The organism is Paracidovorax cattleyae (assembly GCF_900104515.1).
Taxonomy (GTDB): Bacteria; Pseudomonadota; Gammaproteobacteria; order Burkholderiales; family Burkholderiaceae_C; genus Paracidovorax; species Paracidovorax cattleyae.
The window spans coordinates 26714-45379 of the sequence record NZ_FNJL01000016.1 but is presented as its reverse complement, the minus strand read 5'-3'; the positions used below and the strand labels follow the sequence as shown (position 1 = coordinate 45379).

General features: G+C 66.5%; 18 protein-coding genes. 10 read left to right on the top strand and 8 right to left on the bottom strand.

From position 1 onward, the window contains the following. Positions 1-27: 27 nt before the first annotated feature. A complete protein-coding gene (gene motA, locus BLR05_RS14445) occupies positions 28-888 on the bottom strand; it encodes a flagellar motor stator protein MotA (RefSeq protein WP_092835364.1) in 861 nt (286 codons plus the stop codon). Between the two features lie 318 nt (positions 889-1206). Between motA and BLR05_RS14440 the strand changes: the two genes are divergently transcribed. From BLR05_RS14440 to BLR05_RS14395, 10 genes are all read left to right on the top strand, one after another. After that, the gene (locus BLR05_RS14440) at positions 1207-2895 is read left to right on the top strand and encodes an O-linked N-acetylglucosamine transferase, SPINDLY family protein (protein WP_092835491.1); all 1689 of its coding nucleotides are present in this window, start codon (positions 1207-1209) and stop codon (positions 2893-2895) included. After that, complete coding sequence (locus BLR05_RS14435) at positions 2892-4043, top strand: DegT/DnrJ/EryC1/StrS family aminotransferase (protein WP_208606017.1); 1152 nt, start codon at positions 2892-2894, stop codon at positions 4041-4043. The genes BLR05_RS14440 and BLR05_RS14435 overlap by 4 nt, the downstream gene beginning before the upstream one ends. A 119-nt stretch (positions 4044-4162) precedes the next feature. Continuing rightward, positions 4163-5308 (top strand): aromatic ring-hydroxylating oxygenase subunit alpha, encoded by a 1146-nt coding sequence (locus BLR05_RS14430; RefSeq protein WP_225979010.1) that lies wholly within the window; start codon positions 4163-4165, stop codon positions 5306-5308. After that, positions 5305-6075, top strand: coding sequence for a glucose-1-phosphate cytidylyltransferase (rfbF, locus tag BLR05_RS14425; RefSeq protein ID WP_092835362.1), 771 nt, complete (start codon positions 5305-5307; stop codon positions 6073-6075). Before BLR05_RS14430 ends, rfbF begins: the two co-directional genes overlap by 4 nt. Continuing rightward, a complete protein-coding gene (gene rfbG / locus BLR05_RS14420; protein WP_092835485.1) occupies positions 6069-7166 on the top strand; it encodes a CDP-glucose 4,6-dehydratase in 1098 nt (365 codons plus the stop codon). The genes rfbF and rfbG overlap by 7 nt, the downstream gene beginning before the upstream one ends. Before the next feature lie 6 nt (positions 7167-7172). After that, entirely contained in the window at positions 7173-8489 is a 1317-nt protein-coding gene (rfbH, locus tag BLR05_RS14415) for a lipopolysaccharide biosynthesis protein RfbH (protein ID WP_092835360.1), read from the top strand. Positions 8490-8499: 10 nt separating this feature from the next. Further along, positions 8500-9066 (top strand): dTDP-4-dehydrorhamnose 3,5-epimerase family protein, encoded by a 567-nt coding sequence (locus BLR05_RS14410; protein WP_092835358.1) that lies wholly within the window; start codon positions 8500-8502, stop codon positions 9064-9066. Further along, positions 9056-9952, top strand: coding sequence for an NAD-dependent epimerase/dehydratase family protein (locus BLR05_RS14405; protein WP_167361267.1), 897 nt, complete (start codon positions 9056-9058; stop codon positions 9950-9952). Before BLR05_RS14410 ends, BLR05_RS14405 begins: the two co-directional genes overlap by 11 nt. Beyond that, a complete protein-coding gene (locus tag BLR05_RS14400; protein ID WP_167361266.1) occupies positions 9939-10865 on the top strand; it encodes an SDR family oxidoreductase in 927 nt (308 codons plus the stop codon). Before BLR05_RS14405 ends, BLR05_RS14400 begins: the two co-directional genes overlap by 14 nt. Continuing rightward, positions 10862-11908, top strand: coding sequence for an oxidoreductase (locus BLR05_RS14395; protein ID WP_092835352.1), 1047 nt, complete (start codon positions 10862-10864; stop codon positions 11906-11908). Before BLR05_RS14400 ends, BLR05_RS14395 begins: the two co-directional genes overlap by 4 nt. 25 nt (positions 11909-11933) lie before the next feature. Here BLR05_RS14395 and BLR05_RS14390 read toward each other — a convergent pair whose 3' ends face one another. The 7 genes from BLR05_RS14390 to BLR05_RS14360 form a co-directional block, all read right to left on the bottom strand. Continuing rightward, the gene (locus tag BLR05_RS14390) at positions 11934-13181 is read right to left on the bottom strand and encodes a WavE lipopolysaccharide synthesis family protein (protein ID WP_092835350.1); all 1248 of its coding nucleotides are present in this window, start codon (positions 13179-13181) and stop codon (positions 11934-11936) included. Between the two features lie 3 nt (positions 13182-13184). Next, positions 13185-14333, bottom strand: coding sequence for an FkbM family methyltransferase (locus BLR05_RS14385; protein ID WP_092835348.1), 1149 nt, complete (start codon positions 14331-14333; stop codon positions 13185-13187). Between the two features lie 142 nt (positions 14334-14475). Continuing rightward, positions 14476-15141 (bottom strand): NeuD/PglB/VioB family sugar acetyltransferase, encoded by a 666-nt coding sequence (locus BLR05_RS14380; RefSeq protein ID WP_092835346.1) that lies wholly within the window; start codon positions 15139-15141, stop codon positions 14476-14478. A gap of 9 nt (positions 15142-15150) precedes the next feature. Continuing rightward, entirely contained in the window at positions 15151-15918 is a 768-nt protein-coding gene (locus BLR05_RS14375; RefSeq protein ID WP_092835344.1) for an SDR family NAD(P)-dependent oxidoreductase, read from the bottom strand. Between the two features lie 3 nt (positions 15919-15921). Further along, positions 15922-16959 (bottom strand): ketoacyl-ACP synthase III, encoded by a 1038-nt coding sequence (locus BLR05_RS14370; protein WP_092835342.1) that lies wholly within the window; start codon positions 16957-16959, stop codon positions 15922-15924. 7 nt (positions 16960-16966) lie between these two features. Further along, positions 16967-17197 carry an acyl carrier protein gene (locus BLR05_RS14365; RefSeq protein ID WP_092835340.1) on the bottom strand — a complete coding sequence of 77 codons (231 nt, stop codon included), beginning with the start codon at positions 17195-17197 and terminating at the stop codon, positions 16967-16969. Positions 17198-17277: 80 nt separating this feature from the next. Continuing rightward, positions 17278-18507, bottom strand: a complete 1230-nt coding sequence (locus tag BLR05_RS14360; protein ID WP_092835338.1) for a flagellin — start codon at positions 18505-18507, stop codon at positions 17278-17280. Positions 18508-18666 lie beyond the last annotated feature (159 nt).

Below are 18666 nucleotides of genomic sequence, written 5' to 3'. Positions count from 1 at the left end.
GCGTGCGCCTTTCGGCGGGTGTCCGGGTTACTTCTTGCCCTTCACGTGGCTTTCCAGCTCGGAGAAGCTGGGCCGGTCGCCCGAGAAGAGCACCTTGCGGCCGAACTCGATGGCCGTGGCGGGGTTGTAGCCCTGCATGCTGGCCAGCAGAGTGGTCTTGATGCACTGGAGTTCCTTGGCGGCGTCCTCGAGCTTCTGCTCCACGAGGCCGCCCAGCGGCTCCACCACGCCGTAGGCGAGCAGAATGCCGAGGAAGGTGCCCACGAGGGCCGAACCGATCATCCCGCCCAGCACCGAGGGCGGCTGGCCCACCGAGCCCATGGTGTTCACCACGCCGAGCACGGCCGCCACGATGCCGAAGGCGGGCAGGGCGCCGGCCAGCCGGGCCAGGGCCGCCACGGGGGCATGGGCTTCCTGGTGATGGGTCTCGATCTCGCTGTCCATCAGCGATTCGATCTCGTGCGCGTTCAGGTTGCCCGACACCATCATGCGCAGGTAGTCGGTGGTGAACTCGATCACGTGGTGGTCGTGCCCGACCGTGGGGTATTTCTTGAAGATTTCCGACTCGTGGGGCGCTTCCACGTCCTTCTCGATCGCCATCAGGCCTTCCTTGCGGGCTTTCTGCAGGATCTCGTAGAGCATCGCCATCAGTTCCATGTAGCGCGCCTTGGTGTACTTGGAGCCCTTGAACGCCATCGGCAGGGCCTTGAGCGTGGCCTTGAGCACCTTGGGCTGGTTGTTCACCACGAAGGCGCCCAGGGCGCCGCCCAGGATGGTGACGATCTCGAACGGCAGCGCATGCAGCACCACGGAGATATTGCCGCCGTGTGCGATGAAGACCCCGAAGATGCACCCCAGGCAGACGATGTAACCGATGATGACGAACATGCTTGAGCGAAGTGCGGCGGCGTGGTGGAGCGCTCCCGGCCGGGGGCGCGTCAGCAGCCTAATGTAAATGTATCGAGGTATTTATCGGCCGGAAAACCCGGTTCTGTAGCGTGCATGCCGCGCCGGGCCACATGGCCGCGCCCCGGCGCCGGTGTTGGCGCGAGAAAGCGGGCAAACCCCGCGTTTTCCACCCGTTGCCTGGTCGCCGGCCTCTCTAGAATGAACCCTGCGGCAGCTTCGGGCACCGTCCGCCACCCTTCTTCCAACCGCCGCCGCTCGCGCGCCGGCATGCAAGCGGCACCGAGCCGGCAGGAATCCATGGCAGCGATCGACGGCAAACACATCACGCTCGGCAACGAGACGCAGCTTCTGCTGGAGCTGGTGAACGGCGAGCAGTGCCTGGCGTCGGACAACCTGCCCGGCGCCATCAAGCACTTCACCTCGGCGCTGGCGCTCGATCCGCGCCGCCCCGATGCCTGGCTGCTGATGGGCCGCACCTTCCTCAAGATGGAAAACTGGGCCAACGCGATTGCCGCGCTGGAAACGGCCCTGGAACTCCAGCCTCAGATGGCCGATGCGCAGCACGGCCTGTCGCTCGCGCTCTTCAACATCGGGCGGCGCGAAGAGGCGCTGCGCATGATCGACGACGTCTGCCAGCGCGGCGGCAGCTCCGCCATGTGGGTGATGCGTGCCTTCCTGCACAGCCAGGCCGACCGCGATCCCGTCCGTACGCTGCAGGTCTACCAGGAATGGGGCCGCCGCTTCGCCGATCCGCTCACGCGCAAGGCGCCGCCACTCACGGGCATCGACCGCGATCCGCGGCGGCGCCTGCGCATCGGTTACGTGACCGCCGACTTCCGCGAGCACTCGATCGCCTTCTTCATGCTGCCGGTGCTGCGCCACCACGATCCCGCGGCGGTCGAGGTGCACGTCTATTCCGGCGGGCGGCGCGATGCCATCACCGACGCCATGCAGGCCTGCGTGCCCCATTGGCACGAGATCCAGGGGATGAGCGACGACCAGGTGCACGGCCTCATCCGCTCGCACGCCATCGACGTGCTGGTGGACCTTTCCGGCCACACGGCGGGACACCGGCTGTCCGTGTTCGCGCGCCGTGCGGCGCCCGTGCAGGTGACATGGCTGGGGTTCATGCTGCCGCTGGGCATGAAGGCCATGGACTACCGGCTGACCGATGCCGGCATCACGCCCCCCGGGCACGAGGGCTACTACAGCGAGCGCCTCTTCCACCTGGCCTGCATGGCGAGCTATGCGCCGCCGACCTACGCGCCGCTGTGCGCCACGCCCCCCGTCGCGGACGGTGCCCAGCCCACGTACATATCGCTGAACAATTCGGCCAAGATCACGGACGCCATGCTGCGCGTGTGGGCCCGCATCCTGGAAGCGAGGCCGGATGCGCGCCTCATCATCATGGTCAAGGAGCGCACGCCGGAGGCCGCGCAGGCGGCGATGCAGCCCCGGGTGGAGGCGGCCGGCCTGCCGCAGGACCGCGTGTTCGTGATGCACCAGCAGCCGCTCGCGCAGTTCATGGAACTGGGCCATATCGCCGACGTCGCGCTGGACACCTCGCCGATCTCGGGCGGCACCACCACCCTGCACGCCCTGTGGATGGGGCTGCCCGTGGTGGCGCTGGACGCGGAACGCGGCGTGGACGCCAGTTCCGCGCGCACCCTGCAGGGCGTGGGCTACGGCGAGTGGGTCGCGCAGGACGAGGACGGCTACGTCGAACGTGCCCTGGCCCTCATGGCCGACACCGCCACCCTGGTGCGGTTGCGGCACGAGACCCGCGAGCGCCTGTCCGCCTGCGCGCTCATGGACTACACGGGCCGCACGCGCGAGCTGGAGAAGGCATTCCGGCTGATGTGGCTGAATTTCCTGGAAGGCCGCGACCAGTTCCTGAATGTGTTCGCCGATCCGGAGCCCGCCATGGCGCGCCTGGAACGCGGGGACCGCGGCAGGACGCCGGCGCGCGGCGCCGCCCCCGCATGAGCGCAGGCAGCTCCACCGATCCCATCCCCCTGCTGGTGCCGGACGTGCCGGACCCGCAGGCGTTGCTGCCTTACCTGCAGCGCATGCATGCGTCCCGCTACTACTCGAACGGCGGCCCGCTCGTGCGCGAGCTGGAGGCCCGTTTCGCGGAGCGCTTCGGAGTGTCCCGTGCCCAGGTCGCGACCGTGGCCAGCGCCACCCTCGGCCTGGAACTGGTGCTGCAATCGCTGGGATTGCGCGAGGGAGCCCGCGTACTGGTGCCCACCTTCACCTTCGCCGCGACGGCGACGGCCGTCCTGCGGGCCGGCCATGTGCCGGTGCTCTGCGACGTGGAGGATGGCAGCTGGCTGCTGACGCCGGAGATCGCCGCCGCCGCCCACGCCGCCGGTGCCGTGGATGCCGTCCTGCCCGTGGCAGCCCTCGGCATGCCGCATGACATGGCCGCCTGGCGACGCTTCGAAGAGACCACGGGCCTGCCGGTGGTGATTGACGCGGCGGCCGGTTTCGGCAGCCAGTGGCTCGCGGATGCCCACGGCACCCTGGTGTTCAGCCTGCATGCCACCAAGTCGCTGCCGGCCGGAGAGGGGGGATTCGTGGTGTCGTCGCGTCCCGGGCTGGCCGAGCGGGTGCGCCAGTTGTCCAACTTCGGCATCAATCTCGACCCTGCCTCGCATCTGCCCGTGGGCGCATTGGCCGCCGCCGGCACGAATGCCAAGATGAGCGAACTGCACGCCGCGGTGGCGCTGGCATCGCTCGCCTGCTGGGAGCAAGGTGCCCGGACGCGGCGCACGCAGCATCGCGCCATGCAGGAGGCCCTGGCCCGCGCGGCGGGCGGAAGGCTCGCCTGGCAGCAGGTCGGGCCGGCCGGCGGCATCGCCGCCCCGACGCTGCTGTGCGCGCGCATGCCGGACGCCGCCTGCCGGGACCGGCTCGAAGCCCTGTGCGCCGGGCAGGGCATCGCCACCCGGCGCTGGTACCAGCCCCTCATGCACCGCATGGAGGCCCTGGTCCCCCGGAGCATCGTGCGGCCCGCGCCGCGGGCGGAAGCCCTTGCCGGCACATTGATCGGATTGCCTTTCTTCCCGCACATGCCCGGTGCGCAGATGTCGCGGCTCATCGGTGTGATGGAGCAGGCAATGCGGGGGTAGGCGAAGGCCATGAGCGGAACGTCCTTCGCGAGAATCGGCGTTCCGGGTTTCCGTCCGGTCCGCCTTACGCCGACCGGAATCCCCAGCAGCCTTCGCAACATTCCAGAGAAGAGTCGACCATGCCGATGAGTGCCGTTTCTCCCCACTTCTACCGCGATGCCGGGCACCATGCTGCGGAGATGCAGGGCCTGTTCCGTGAGAGCTGGGTCTTCGTCTGCATGCGCCTGGAGCTCGAGGGCCTCGTGCACCGCGGGGTGCAGGTGGCAGGGGTGTCGCTGCTGCTGCAATGCGACAGCCAGGGCCGGCCACGTGCCTTCCTCAACGTCTGCTCTCACCGGCATGCCCAGTTGTGCGGATCCGGTGCCCACCGCGGCCCGGCGCGATGCCCCTACCATGGGTGGGTGTACGACCGGGAAGGGGTGCCGGTCGGCATTCCGGCGAAGCAGTGCTTTCCGGAAGTGGTTGCCGAGCCGTCCCGCTTCCGCCTGCAGGAGTTCGGCTGCGAGGCCGTGGGCCAGTTCGTTTTCGTCCGCATTGCGGAGACCGGCCCTTCCCTGCGGGAATACCTGGGCGGGCAATATGGCTTCCTCGAGCGGGCAAGCCAGGGCATGCAGGGCGTGCTGGACGAATTCCGCGAGCCGGTCGAGGCCAACTGGAAGATCGTGATCGAGAATGCCCTGGAGGGCTACCACGTGCCTGCCGTCCATTCGCGCACCTTCATGCAGATCGATGGAATGGACCGGGCCGAGGCGGCCCCGCGCTTCTTCCTCGAAGACCGGCTGCACAGCCACCTGGAGCACGCGGCCGATGCGGAATGGGTCGCACGGTTCGCCCGCATGGAGCGCAAGATCGGACAGTGGCCCTGGCGCTTCGAGCACTACACGCACCACCACATCTTTCCCAACCTGACCGTCACGTCGTTCATGGGGTACAGCTTCCACGTCCAGTCGTTCGAGCCGACCGAGGCACGCCGGACCACCGTCCATTCCAGGACCATCGGCGTGGAGTTCCAGAACTCCACGCCCGCTGGCGCCAGGATGATGGAGCACATCCATGAGGATGGCCACGCGTTCACCCGCAAGGTGTTCGCGGAAGACGGCGGCATCTGCGCCAGGGTGCAGGCGGGCGTGGACCAGGCGCAGCGGCCGGCCGTCGTCGGCGAGGGCATCGAGGACCGGGTCGCCCATTTCCAGAATGCCTATGTGCATGCATTGTCCCGGGGGCGGCAGGCCCTGGCCGGCCCTTCCGGGAGCGGGGCGGCATGAAAGCCATCATCCTGGCCGGGGGCCTGGGTTCGCGCCTGAGCGAGGAAACCCAGCAAAAGCCCAAACCCATGGTGGAGATCGGCGGGCGGCCCATCCTGTGGCACATCATGAAGATGTACTCGCACCATGGCATTCACGATTTCGTCGTGTGTTGCGGCTACAAGGGATATGTCATCAAGGAGTATTTCGCCAATTACTTCCTTCACATGTCGGACGTCACGTTCGATCTGGCAAGCAACCGCATGGAGGTGCATGAACGCTATGCGGAGCCCTGGCGGGTGACGCTGGTGGATACCGGCGACGCGACCCAGACGGGCGGCCGGTTGCGCCGTGTGCAACGGTATGTCAGCAACGACGAGGCGTTCTGCTTCACGTATGGCGACGGTGTGGGCGACATCGACATCGCGGCGCTCATCCAGTTCCACAAAGCGCATGGGCGGCTGGCCACGCTCACATCCACCCGCCAGCCGGGGCGTTTCGGCGCGCTGGACCTGGAAGACGATCGCGTGCTGTCCTTCCGGGAAAAACCCGACGGCGGCGGCGGCATGGTCAATGGCGGATTCTTCGTTCTCTCTCCGGCCGTGTTCGATCTGATCGAAGCCGACGACACGGTCTGGGAAGGGCCTCCGCTCGAAGCACTCGCCCGCAACGGTGAACTGCGGGCCTATCGGCACGAGGGGTTCTGGCAACCGATGGACACGCTGCGCGACAAGAATTATCTGGAGCAGCTCTGGCAGGGCGGCCGTGCGCCGTGGAAGACATGGTGAATGCCGCAGTGGTGCCTGCAGAAGGCTTCTGGGCCGGGAAAAAGGTCTTCCTCACCGGCCATACCGGGTTCAAGGGGACATGGCTTTCGCTCTGGCTGCAGCGGCTCGGCGCCGAAGTGACCGGCTATGCCCTGGGGCCCGAATCCACGCCCTCGATGTTCGCGCTCACCCGGGCTGCCCACGGCATGCGCTCGGTCATCGGCGACGTGCGCGATGCGGCGCTGCTGTCCGCCGCCCTGGAGGAGGCGGCACCGGAGGTCGTTTTCCACCTGGCTGCGCAGCCGTTGGTGCGCCAGTCGTATGCCGATCCGGTGGCCACCTATTCGACGAATGTCATGGGCACCGTCCATCTGCTGGAGGCCGTACGGCGCACGCCCGCGGTGCGCGCGGTCGTCGTGGTGACGAGCGACAAATGCTACGAAAACCGGGAGTGGCTCTGGGGCTACCGGGAGGACGACGCGCTGGGGGGCTTCGATCCGTACAGCAACAGCAAGGCCTGTGCGGAGCTGGTGGCGGCCTGCTACCGGAATTCCTTCTTTTCGCTCCAGCAGCACGGAAGGCATGGCGTGGCGCTCGCCACTGCGCGCGCGGGGAACGTGATCGGGGGCGGCGACTGGTCCGCGGACCGCCTGATTCCGGATTTCCTGCGTGCGGCCGGGCAAGGCACCGCGCTGGAGTTGCGCCATCCTGCCGCGGTGCGGCCGTGGCAGCACGTTCTCGAGCCGCTGGCGGGCTACCTTTGCCTGGCCCGGCAGATGGTGGAGCAGGGCGGCGCGATATCCGGGGCGTGGAACTTCGGGCCTTCCGATGAGGATGTCCGCAGCGTAGGCGACGTCATCCGGCAACTGGCTGCTGCATGGCCGCAGCCCGTCGATTGCCGCTTTGCCGCGGCAACTGGCGGCTTGCACGAAGCCCGCATGCTCAGGCTCGACAGCAGCAAGGCGCATGCCGTGCTCGGATGGCGCTCCCGGTGGACGCTCTCCCAGGCGCTGGAGCGCATCACGGACTGGCACGCCGCCCATGGGCGCGGCCTGGACATGCGGCAGGTCACCGAAGACCAGATCGACTCGTATTGCGCCGCCGGGCGCTGAAATTCCATGGACAAGCTGCACCACATCCGCGAGCAGATCGCCGCACTCGTCGGGGAATACGCTGCCCTGGCGTATCGCTCCCAACCGTTCCTGCCGGGCGCGACGGCCATCCCGCCCTCCGGCAAGGTCATCGGGGAACCCGAGCTGCAGAACATGGTGGCCGCCTCGCTCGACGGCTGGCTGACCACGGGCCGTTTCAACGATGCCTTCGAACAGCGCCTGCGCGAGTACCTCGGGGTGCGCCATGCGCTCACGACGAACAGCGGCTCGTCGGCGAACCTGCTGGCCTTCTCGGCACTCACTTCTCCGGCCCTGGGCGAGCGGGCCATCCGCCCCGGCGACGAGGTGATCGGCGTGGCCGCAGGCTTTCCCACCACGGTCAATCCCATTCTCCAGAATGGAGCGGTGCCGGTTTTCGTGGACGTGGAACTCGGCACCTACAACATTGACGCCAGCCTGATCGAAGCGGCCATATCACCGCGCACCAAGGCCATCATGCTGGCCCATACATTGGGAAATCCCTTCAACCTGGAAATGGTGCAGGCGCTGTGCCGCAAGTACGGGCTCTGGCTCGTCGAGGACTGCTGCGATGCGCTGGGCTCCACCTACGATGGCCGGCTGGTGGGCACCTTCGGCGACATCGGCACCCTGAGCTTCTACCCCGCGCACCATATCACCATGGGGGAAGGCGGCGCGGTCTTCACCAACGACGATGAACTGGCGCGCATCGTCACCTCGTTCCGGGACTGGGGCCGGGATTGCTATTGCGGCCCTGGCAAGGACAACACCTGCGGAAAGCGCTATGGCTGGCAACTGGGGGATCTGCCGCACGGCTACGACCACAAGTACACCTACTCGCACGTGGGCTACAACCTCAAGATCACCGACATGCAGGCCGCGTGCGCGCTGGCGCAGATGGACCGGCTGCCAGGCTTCATCGCGGCGCGGCAACGCAATTTCGAGCAACTGCTGTCCCGGTTGAAGTCCTGCGAGGAATTCCTCGTGCTGCCGCGGGCGACAGAAAATTCGCAACCCTCCTGGTTCGGCTTTCCCTTGACCCTGAGGGAAGCGGCCGGAACCCGCCGTGTCGATCTGCTGGAATACCTGGAACAGAGCCGCATCGGCACGCGCCTGCTGTTCGCCGGCAACCTGACGCGGCAGCCCTCCATGCAGGGGCAGAACTATCGCGCGGCCAGCAGCCTGAAAAATACCGACACCGTCATGGAGAGCACGTTCTGGCTGGGCATCTATCCAGGGCTGACCGAGGCGATGATCGATTTCACCGCGGATCGCGTCGAAACCTATCTCGGCCTCAACTTCTAGCAGGCGCACCATGCATTTCGAGGAGAGCACCCTGCCGGGCTGCTACGAGATCCTGCTGCCCGTGCATCCGGACGAGCGGGGCCGCTTCGTGAAGACCTTCAGCAGGGCCGCGTTCGCCGCACGGGGCCTTGAATGCGACTGGGCGGAAAGCTTCTACAGCGTCTCGCGGCGTGGCGTGCTGCGGGGGCTGCATTTCCAGCTGCCTCCCCATGCACATGCCAAGCTGGTGCACTGCAGCCACGGCCGGCTGTTCGACGCCGTGGTCGATCTGCGCAAGGGCTCGCCCACGCACGGGCAAGCCGCCCTCTTCGAATTGGACGCCGAGCGGGGCAACCAGGTCTATATCCCGCCAGGGTTCGCACACGGCTGCTATGCGCTCACCGAGGGCGCGACCATCGTCTATCACGTCACCTCGGCCCACGCGCCGCAGCACGACGCGGGAATCCGCTGGGACTCGGCCGGCATTCCCTGGCCGGACCAGGACCCGATTCTTTCCAAGCGCGACCGTAGCCACCCCGGCCTGGATGCGTTCGCCAGCCCCTTCACGATGCCCGGGGAGCTGCGCCATGGCGGCTGAGCAGCATGTGTTCCTGACGGGAGGCACCGGATTCATCGGCCGGCACGTGCTCGCCGCCTTGCTGGACGCGGGGCACCGCGTCACTGCGCTGCGCCACCCGCAAGACGCCCGGCTCGCCGGGCATCCCCGCCTCGGCTGGCACACCCATCCCATGGACCGTCTGGAGGCCGCCGACCTGGCCGGGGTGGACGTGCTGCTGCATCTGGCATCGCCCGGCGTGCCGCCGCAGCAGGCGTCCTGGCAGGAGCTGTTCTACTGGAACGTCAGCGTGCTGGTGCGGTTGCTGGACGCGGCCCGGGCGGCCGGAGTGCGCCGCGTGGTGGCGGCGGGCACCTTCGCGGAATACGGGCGCAGCGCGGATGCCTACGATGCCATTCCCCCCGGTGCGCCCCTGGCCCCCACCTACGGCTACGCGGCCTCCAAGGCCGCCGGTTTCCAGGCGGCGCACGCCCATGCGATCGAGCACGCCATGGAGCTGTGCTATCTGCGCATCTTCTCGGTCTTCGGTGAAGGCCAGTACGCCGGCAACTTCTGGCCGGCGCTGCAGCTTGCGGCCCAGGGTGGGCACGACTTCCCGATGACTCCCGGCGCGCAGGTGCGCGACTATGTGGCGGTCGAGGCCGTGGCCCGCGCCTTCCTGCATGCCGTGGAGCGCCAGGACATCGAGGCGGGCATTCCCTGGGTGCGCAACGTGGGTTCCGGCGAACCCGTGTCGATGCTGGACTTCGCGCAGCGCTGGTGGGCGCTCTGGAAGGCTCCTGGCCGGCTGCTGTCAGGTGCCTTGCCTTACCGTCCGAACGAGGTCATGCGCTGCGTTCCCGAAATCGCGGACGACCTGTTTCTTGCTCCGCTTCCGACCGAAAGAGATACCCATGCGCGATCCTGATGAACTCTCCGGCCTGCAGGGTGCCCGCGTGCTCATCACGGGTGCCGGGGGCATGCTGGGAAGCGCATTCGCCCGCCACCTGGCCGCACACGTCCCCACTGCCGTGGTCGCGGCGCTGGACCGGAGCGCATTCGACGTGCGCCACCGGGAGCAGGCCGAAGCACTGCGTGCATGGAGGCCGGATATCGTCATCCATTGCGCCGTGTGTTCGGACGTCAATTGGTGCGAGGACCATCCCGACGAGGCGGCGCAGGTGCAGGTCCTTGGCTCCCGCCATGTGGCCGCGCTGGCCCGGGAATGCGAAGCCCGCTTCTTCTTCCCGCAGACGTTCCTGGTCTACGACGGGAGTGAGACGGTGGACGAGACCACGCCCGCCCGGCCGCTGAGCGTGTATGGGCGGCTGAAACTGGAGGCGGAGCAGATGGCGCTGCAGCACGCGCCCGATGCGCTGGTGGTGCGCATGGGCGGATTTTTCGGCGAGCAGGCACGTGACAAGAACTTCGTCGGCAAACTGATTCCCCATCTCGCGGGCATGTTGTGCTCCGGGGCGGACCGGATGGAAATCGGCGACCGGGTCTGGCAGCCCACGCTCACGGACGACCTGGCCTACAACGGCCTGCTGCTGCTGGCGCGTGGCGAGACCGGCCGCTTCTGCATGGCTTCCCACGGCCAGGCTTCCTTCTTCGAGCTCGCATCGGAGATCGTGCGGTTGCTGGGCCTGGACGGGCGGATCGAGATCGCCCGGGTGGCTGCGGAAACCATGGCCCGCAAGGAGAAAGCCATGCGGCCGGCCGCCGTCGTGATGCGCAATGCCGCGCTCCAGGCCCGCGGCCTGGACCGCCAGCGCAGCTGGCAGGACAGCCTGGCCAGCTACCTCGCCCAACCCTACTTCACCACGATGTTCGCCCCATGACTTCGCAACTGCTGGCCCCTTTCACGCACGAAGAAACCTTCGGCCATTTGCGCAACCGCGTCGCCATGGCCGCCATGACCCGCGGCTTCGCGGATGCCGGGCACCGGTGCACGGCGGATATCGCCGCTTACTACGCCCGACGCGCGGAGGCGGGCGTGGCGCTCATCCTGACCGAAGGGATCGTGATCCATTCTTCGGCGGATGGCTACCGGAACGTGCCGCACTTGCAGACCGACGAGCAGGCGCAAAGCTGGGTGCCCGCCATCCGGCAGGTGCAGGCAGCGGGAACGCGCATCGTCGCCCAGCTCTGGCACTGCGGCCGGATCTCCCATCCCGATTTCACGGGCGGGCTGGCGCCCGTCAGCTCCACGGGCCGCGCCGCTGCGGGCATCAACCGGCAGAACGGCCAGCCGTATGGCGAGCCCCGCGCCTTGCTGGCATCGGAGATGCCCGACCTCTACCGCCTGTTCGAGGACGCCGCGCGCCGGGCGCTGGCGGTGGGGTTCGACGGGGTACAGATCCACATGGGCCATGGCTACCTGATCGACCAGTTCCTCGATGCGCGCATCAACGACCGCACCGACGCGTATGGCGGTTCGGTCGAAAACCGCTGCCGGATCGTGCTGGAACTCGTGGAACGCCTGCTGCCGATCTGCGGCCCCCGGCGCCTGATGGTCCGGCTGTCACCCTCGCGCATGATGGGGGGGCTCTACGACTGGCCGGATCTGGACGAGATGCTCGCATACCTCATCCCGGGCCTGGATCGCCTGGGACTGCGGCAACTGGACATCAGCTGCGCGGACGCACCCTATGCGGAAACGTCGGGCAGGATCATCCGGCGGGTGCGGCCGCTGTGGCCGCACTTCCTCATGGGCGGCGCATCGTTGTCCACCGAGGACGCCGAGCTGGAAATCGCGGAAAGGCTTCTGGACATGGTCACCTGGGGCCGGGCCATCCTGGCCAATCCTGATTTCGTCCGCAAGCTGGAACGCGGGGAGGCGCCGGGGCCCATGGTTCCTGAAATGCGCGGCGTGCTGTATTGATGTTCCCGCAGCCCTGCCGCATGCGTCAGCCGACGCGTCCGGCGAAAAATTCCGCGATCGTGAACTCCTGCGCACTTTCCGCATCGGCCTGGCGCATGGCTGACGGCAGGTCGGCATAAACCTCTCTCCACCAGTCGGGTGTGCCCACGAAGCCTTTGTTCAGCGTCAGGTTGAAAAGCGGGATGTTCTTGAAAGACAGCACGTCGGCGTATTCGTCCATCGGCACGAGGTGGTTGGCCGCGAAGCGGTAGCCATCGGCAAGATCCCGGGCCGGCTCATTCCATTGACGGGCCAGGCTCTGCCACAGCAGGCATTCCACGGCAGCCTTCTGGATCTGCTGATAGTGCTCGTCGGTGCGGTGCCGAATCTGGTCGGGGCCCCGCATGTCTTCCGGCAGCGACCACAGCGCGCACATGTCCTCGGTGCGGCTGACAAGAAATCTCTCCGAGAAATGGAAGGGAATCTGTTTCCAGGAGGAGTGCGCCAGGAAGCCGAATTTCCCGGCGTTCCTGCTTCCGTCGTCGAACAGCTCTTCTATGGTGCGATAGAGCGAGCCCGTGATGACGGTATCGCTGCGCATGCGCACTGCATAGGGCACTCCCACCTCGCTCAGATGCAGGGCACCTGCCTTGGCCGAGCGGATGATGGCGTTGCGGCTGTCCACCATGGCCTCCGGCTGATGCAGGGTCAGCACGGCATCCACCCAGGGGCGGCAGGCATCCAGGCTGGCCGCGCTCTGGTGCTCCCAGGTCACCAGACACACGTAGGCCTCAGGATGGGCCATTCGCTGCCAGGCGAGCGCCATCGGCGTATAGGAAAAGACCGGTCCCTGCACGAAGATGCCGAGGGAAGGAGTGCGGTGTGGCGTCGTACGCTGGATGGACAGGCCCTCGAACACCCGGGCGAACGCCTGGAGCTGGTCGATATCTCCGTGGCGCGGGCTGTGGGTCAGTGCCGGCACGCACCGGTAGTCTCCCCAGAAATTGCGGATCTGGTTCATGATCTCCGCCGAATGCGCCGCGAAGACCACCACCAGCACGTCATCGTGGGGCTCCTGCATCAACGCCTCGGGGCTCTTCACGGTGACGCCATGGATCTGTTTGCCCTGATTGGCCGCAAAGGGACATACCGTGTACTCCACAGGCAAGCCCAGCAACGGGTAGTAGTCCGTGAAAGCCTGGCCGCCTCCCCATCCGATCAGGCGGATGCGGGACAGGTCGATGTCGGGATACTTCAGCAGAACGCGGTCGAGGCCGCCTCGGACTTTGGCCATGGCTCAGCGGTAAAAATAAAGACAGGTGTCCCAGCGATCCTCGGTGTGGTGCTGCAGGCCGATCGAGTAGCCGGGGGATATCGCATCCACCAGGGCCGGGATCTCCAGCAGATCCGTCGCGCGGTGATAGGCGGAAATCGCCATTTTGGGCAGGCCCGACCGGATGGCGCCGCGCGCGCCGCGCAGCGCCGGGATCTCGAAGCCTTCGATGTCCATCTTGATGAAGGTGGGCGGTGCGTCGATGATGTCGTCGATGCGGCGCACGGACACGCTTTCCAGCGTGGCATCCGGGCTTACGGCGATGCTGCTTCCGTGTCCCCCGAGGTGGTGGAACGGCACTTGTGCATCGGAGTCCCCCACGGCGAATGGATGGAGGGATATCCTGGATTCCAGGTCCGTGCCCGCATAGCTGCTCTGCAGCTTGCGCAACACATCCAGGTTGAACCGGTCGGGCTCGATCATCCAGGAGTGCTCCATGCGATCCCCCGTGATGCCCAGCAACCCCGTCGTCGATTCGCCGATCGATGCGCCGCAGTCCACGAATCTTTCGTTGTCTGAAAAGTCCAGCAGGCCGGAACGGAAGTACAGGGTGGAATACGGTCTCGCGACAGTGAGATACCACTCGGGATTGCAGCTCAGGTGGAACATCAGCACGCTGTGCAGCGTATCTACGGAATGTGGATCCTCCAGCCGGCCCTCCAGCAACTGGAACTCCTCGAACCGGCTGCTGATGACGGGCGCCCAATCCGCCGTGCGGTAGTCCACGCGGTCGTTCATGTCGAACAGCCGGGTGACCTGCTCATGGTTGAGGTGGGCAATGCCTTCGCGCGAACACAGCCGATCGAAAAAGCGCCGTGAATAATCCGTGCGGCAGCAGTTGATGGCGATGATGTCCGGATCGCCCTTCACCATCCCGAGAAACTGCCGGGTCGGGATGATGTCCACGCCATGGTATTTTTCACCGCCACGGCACTTGAAATCGTCGACCACCGCAAGAGCCCAGCCTTCATCGCGCGTCGCCCGGATGAAGACCTCCGCGAACGTCTTGGTCCCCAGAAGGATGAAGCGCGCCTGGCGGCCCTTGCGTGCCAGGATTTCACGTGCCTGCCCGGGAATGCAGAAATGCGGATCGCGACGGTAGAGCTCCAGCATTGCGGCCAGCGCGTCTTTGCGATGAATGCGGCCAAGGTTGATGCGGCTGGCCAGGGCGCCTGGCGCGAAGGGCGTTGTCCTGGAATTCATGGGAGGTGCGTACGCTGCCATTTGGGGGCTGTGGACCGGTGCAGGCGCGCCTTCAGTTCCACGAAAAGCGCCGGGCCGGGTTGCCCATGATGGTGATGTTGGGCGGGATGCGCCCGTACACGACGCTGCCGGCGCCGACCTTGACGTTGTCTCCGATCACCGTCCCGCTCGTGATGACGCAATTGGGGTGGATCGACACGAAATTGCCGATCCTGGCTCCCCCGCCGATGGAGCAATGGCTGTTGATCTGGCACCAGTCTCCTATGCGCACGTCGTGACCGACAACGGTGTATTCCTGGATGCACACGAAATCACCCACCTGCACATCCACGGAGATACCCACGCGGGGGCCGATGATGCAGCCGCGGCCCAGCCGGGCGTGCCGGGTCACGTGGGCCTGTGGGTGCACTACCGTGGCAAAGTCGACATCGTGCACGGAACGAAGGACTTCGGTGTATTTGTGCCGTGCAGCGGGATCACCCAGCGCCGCCATGAAAACATCGCCATCGACCGGAACATAGGTCAGGGGGTCGCCCACAATGCCGACGGAGCGCTCCAGACCGTCCAGTGCCGAAGTCCGTGAATCGAGGAAACCCTTCGGGCGGAACAGCGGATTGTCATCCTCGATGTACGTCAACACCTCGCGGCCGAAGCCGCCGGCCCCCACGATGAGCAGGTTCCGGCGCGGTTCGATCGTGTCTTCGGTACGGGCAGTCATGGGGGATGATCAGCTGATGGTGAGCCCGCCGTCCATGATGAGCGTCGTTCCCGTGATCCATCGGCTGGCCTGGGACAGCAGGAATACAGCGGCGTTCGCCACGTCGTCGGGGCGGCCAAAGCCGAGCGGGTAGTTGCCGCGCTCCTGCTCCATCGAGCCCACCAGCGTGGCGGTGGCGTCGAGCAGCGGTGTCTCCACCAGGGCGGGGGAAAGGCAGTTCGCACGGACGCCCCGCTTGACCACTTCCATCGCGAGGCAGCGGACCATCGCAATCAGCGCGGCCTTGGTGCCCGAGTACGCTGCCACGCCCGGCACGCCGATGTGCGCCGCGATCGAGGCGATGAACACCAGCGAGCCACCCTGCGCAACCAGGTTGCGCTTGAGCAGTGCCTGTGTCAGCAGCATGGGGGCATCGACATTGATGGCCTGCACTTCGCGCAGATGCTGTTCGGTGATCATCCGCACGGGGGACAGGCGCGAGATGCCTGCACTGTGGACAACGCCGCTCAGTGGCGACGGGCCGATCTGCTCCACCAGGGCAGAGCGATCGCCAGCCTGGGTCAGGTCGGCCCGCACTGCAAGGTGGCTTGCACCGGGGGCCGCGGCCTGCAGGGCCTCGAGCGTGCGGGCGAGGCGGGCTTCGTCCCGCCCCACGCCGATCACCTGGGCCCCCATGCGGGCGCATGCGAGGGCAATGGCATGGCCAAGGCCGGACGTTGCCCCCGTCACGAGGATGCGCTGGCCTGTGAGATGGAACGGCGTCGGGGCGGCATCCATGGGTCAGGACTCCAGCATGGCCGGGAATCGGGCCCCCGAAATGTCCAGAATGCATGTGCCCCAGGAAAGGCCGATGCCGAATCCGCTCAACAGCAGCTTGTGCGAGCCGTTCTCCAGCACCTCGTTGAGCCGCGCCGTCATCGTGACGGGCAGGGTCGCGCCGCTGGTGTTGCCGTAGTCAGCCAGCGTCGAGGGCACCTTCTCCGGAGCGAGCGCCAGCTTCTTGCGGATGGTTTCGTTGATCATCCGGTTGGCCTGGTGGAAGACGAAGTAGTCCACGTCGTCCTTCGATACGCCCGCATATTGGAGCGTGCGTTCCACGGCGGGCGGGACCCGCTGGGTGGAGAAGCTCAGCACCGCCGGCCCGTCGAGCAGCAGGCGGTCCGGCCATTGCAGCTCGCCATCCTCGTCGCGTGTCGGGACGCTGTGGTGGAAGGCGTAGGGTTCCCGGTGCCCGCCCACCGGCTTGATGATGGCCTTGTAGCCACTGCCGTCGTTGTTGAGGTCGAAATACATGGGCGGGGCTGCCGGGTCGAACTCGAGGGCCGTGGCGGTTCCCGCATCGGAAAACAGGGGATCCCGCTCGCTCGCGGAACGGTCGCCCACCAGCAGCAGGCCCTTCTTCACCGCGCCCGACGCAATCATGCTGCCCAGCAGGTGCAGGCCGAAGGGGTAGCCGGAGCAACCCAGGTTCACGTCGAATGCGATGGTGGAGTGCGGCAGCCCCAGGCGGTCCTGCAGGATGATGGCGGTCGAGGGAATCGGGTAGTCGGGCGACTGCGTGACCACGATGAGCGCATCCACTTCCTCCCGGGCCCACTGCAGTTCCTCCAGGAGCTTTTCGGTGGCGTCCATCGCCAGGTCGGAAAAGCACTGCCATGACGCGCACAGGCGGCGCTGCCGGATGCCGATGTTGCGCACGAGGCGCTCCCTTTCGGAGCGCATTTTCGGCGGGCAATCCTCCAGGTTGGAGACCACGCGCTTGGGCACGCAACTCGTCATGCCTGCGAAACGCACGTTGTGCAGGGTGGACAGACCCATGGTATTGCTATCCCAGCAGGTTGTAGAGGTCGGTGATCGTGGTGCAGTTCTTCAGGTCGTCCCCCACGATCGTCTTGCCGTACTCCACGTCGAACATCACGATGACGCCCAGGGCGGCAAGGGAGTCCCACTCGGGCAGGGCACGCAATTCGGTACCGGGGGTGACCTCCACCGGCTCCTGGAAGTCGACGGCTGTCAGAAAGCTTTCGATGAACTGCTCGATGGAAGGCGAAGGCATGCGTGCTCCAAAAAGAAAATTGCCGCTGAGACCCATATTTCGGCCCCAAGCGGCAGTGTATTAGCCCGCGGAGGACTTTTTCAGCCCTGCAGCAGCTTCAGCACCTGCTGCGGCAACTGGTTGGCCTGGGCCACCATGGCGGTACCGGCCTGTTGCAGGATCTGCGTGCGCGACAGGTTGGCCGTTTCCTTGGCGAAGTCGGCATCCATGATCCGGCCACGGGCGGCCGCCATATTTTCTCCCTGGATGTCGATGTTGGCGATGGCGCTCTCGAAGCGGCTCTGCAGTGCGCCCAGGTCGGCGCGTGCGGAGTTCACCTGGTCGATGGCGCTGTCGATCTTCTTCAACGCCACCCACGCGTCCTTCTGCGTGGCAATGGTGACGGTGTCGATGCCCTTCTGGTCCGTGCCGGTGGCGGCCGTCAGGGTGGGCGCCGTGAATCCGGAGTTGGCGACGGTGAACCCCGAGAACGTCACCGCGGCGGGGGCTGGCGGCGTGGCATCGGTGAGCTTGGCCGACGCGAATTCCAGGTCGTAGGTGCCGTCGTCCTTCTTGGTCAGAAAGGCCGTCACGCCGGTATCCGACGACTTGTTGTTGATGGCGCTCATGATCTGGCCCATGCGCTCCACCCCGGAGCCCGCGGCCTTGATGTCGCCCAGGTCGATAGTGGTGGACGTGCTGCCCATGTTCACCGCGATGGTCAGCGTGCCGGCGGCGATGGCCGTGTTGTAGCCGCTGATGGTGGTGTCGGAAGCGTCGACCGAGATGGCCGTGGAGGTGCTGGAGTAGCTGATGTTGGCCAGCCCGGCTGCACGGGTGTCGGCCAGCGAGCCCAGCGTGACGTTGTCGCCGGAGTTGGCGCCCACCTGGAACAGTGCGCCTGCGAAGCTGCCGTCGAGGATCTTCTGGCCGTTGAACGTCGTCTGCTTGGAGACGCGGTCGATTTCGTCGGTCAGCTGCTTCACTTCCGACTGCAGTGCGGTCCGGTCGGCCTTGCTGTTGGTGGCGTTGCTGGCCTGCACGGCGAGCTCGCGCATGCGCTGCAGCATGTCGCCCACCTTGCCCAGCGCGCCTTCGGCCGTCTGCGCCAGCGAGATGCCGTCGTTGGCATTGCGCGATGCGACAGCCAGGCCGCGCACCTGGGTGTTCATGCGCTCGGCAATGGCCAGGCCGGCGGCATCGTCCTTGGCGCTGTTCACACGCAGGCCGGACGACAGGCGCTGCATGGACGTGCTCAGCGAGGAGGCGGACATGCCCAGGTTGCGCTGCGCATTGAGTGAGGCGATGTTGGTGTTGATGGTCGAGGCCATTGCGGAACTCCTTCGCAAAAGGGATGGGCACTGCTGCCGTGGCCAAGGAGGCACCACCTGCAGCGGGCAGCCCTAGCGTTGGAAGGAATTCTGCGGGGCGCCGGTTTTTCCGGACGGGCGAAAAAAGGGAGGAAAACAGGCCAGTTCGTCTGTTGCATG

Bases quoted from the DNA above. Each gene is read 5' to 3' on its own strand.
- motA (WP_092835364.1), bottom strand. From the start codon at position 888: ATGTTCGTCATCATCGGTTACATCGTCTGCCTGGGGTGCATCTTCGGG.
- BLR05_RS14440 (WP_092835491.1), top strand. From the start codon at position 1,207: ATGGCAGCGATCGACGGCAAACACATCACGCTCGGCAACGAGACGCAG.
- BLR05_RS14435 (WP_208606017.1), top strand. From the start codon at position 2,892: ATGAGCGCAGGCAGCTCCACCGATCCCATCCCCCTGCTGGTGCCGGAC.
- BLR05_RS14430 (WP_225979010.1), top strand. From the start codon at position 4,163: ATGCCGATGAGTGCCGTTTCTCCCCACTTCTACCGCGATGCCGGGCAC.
- rfbF (WP_092835362.1), top strand. From the start codon at position 5,305: ATGAAAGCCATCATCCTGGCCGGGGGCCTGGGTTCGCGCCTGAGCGAG.
- rfbG (WP_092835485.1), top strand. From the start codon at position 6,069: ATGGTGAATGCCGCAGTGGTGCCTGCAGAAGGCTTCTGGGCCGGGAAA.
- rfbH (WP_092835360.1), top strand. From the start codon at position 7,173: ATGGACAAGCTGCACCACATCCGCGAGCAGATCGCCGCACTCGTCGGG.
- BLR05_RS14410 (WP_092835358.1), top strand. From the start codon at position 8,500: ATGCATTTCGAGGAGAGCACCCTGCCGGGCTGCTACGAGATCCTGCTG.
- BLR05_RS14405 (WP_167361267.1), top strand. From the start codon at position 9,056: ATGGCGGCTGAGCAGCATGTGTTCCTGACGGGAGGCACCGGATTCATC.
- BLR05_RS14400 (WP_167361266.1), top strand. From the start codon at position 9,939: ATGCGCGATCCTGATGAACTCTCCGGCCTGCAGGGTGCCCGCGTGCTC.
- BLR05_RS14395 (WP_092835352.1), top strand. From the start codon at position 10,862: ATGACTTCGCAACTGCTGGCCCCTTTCACGCACGAAGAAACCTTCGGC.
- BLR05_RS14390 (WP_092835350.1), bottom strand. From the start codon at position 13,181: ATGGCCAAAGTCCGAGGCGGCCTCGACCGCGTTCTGCTGAAGTATCCC.
- BLR05_RS14385 (WP_092835348.1), bottom strand. From the start codon at position 14,333: ATGCTGGAGCTCTACCGTCGCGATCCGCATTTCTGCATTCCCGGGCAG.
- BLR05_RS14380 (WP_092835346.1), bottom strand. From the start codon at position 15,141: ATGACTGCCCGTACCGAAGACACGATCGAACCGCGCCGGAACCTGCTC.
- BLR05_RS14375 (WP_092835344.1), bottom strand. From the start codon at position 15,918: ATGGATGCCGCCCCGACGCCGTTCCATCTCACAGGCCAGCGCATCCTC.
- BLR05_RS14370 (WP_092835342.1), bottom strand. From the start codon at position 16,959: ATGGGTCTGTCCACCCTGCACAACGTGCGTTTCGCAGGCATGACGAGT.
- BLR05_RS14365 (WP_092835340.1), bottom strand. From the start codon at position 17,197: ATGCCTTCGCCTTCCATCGAGCAGTTCATCGAAAGCTTTCTGACAGCC.
- BLR05_RS14360 (WP_092835338.1), bottom strand. From the start codon at position 18,507: ATGGCCTCGACCATCAACACCAACATCGCCTCACTCAATGCGCAGCGC.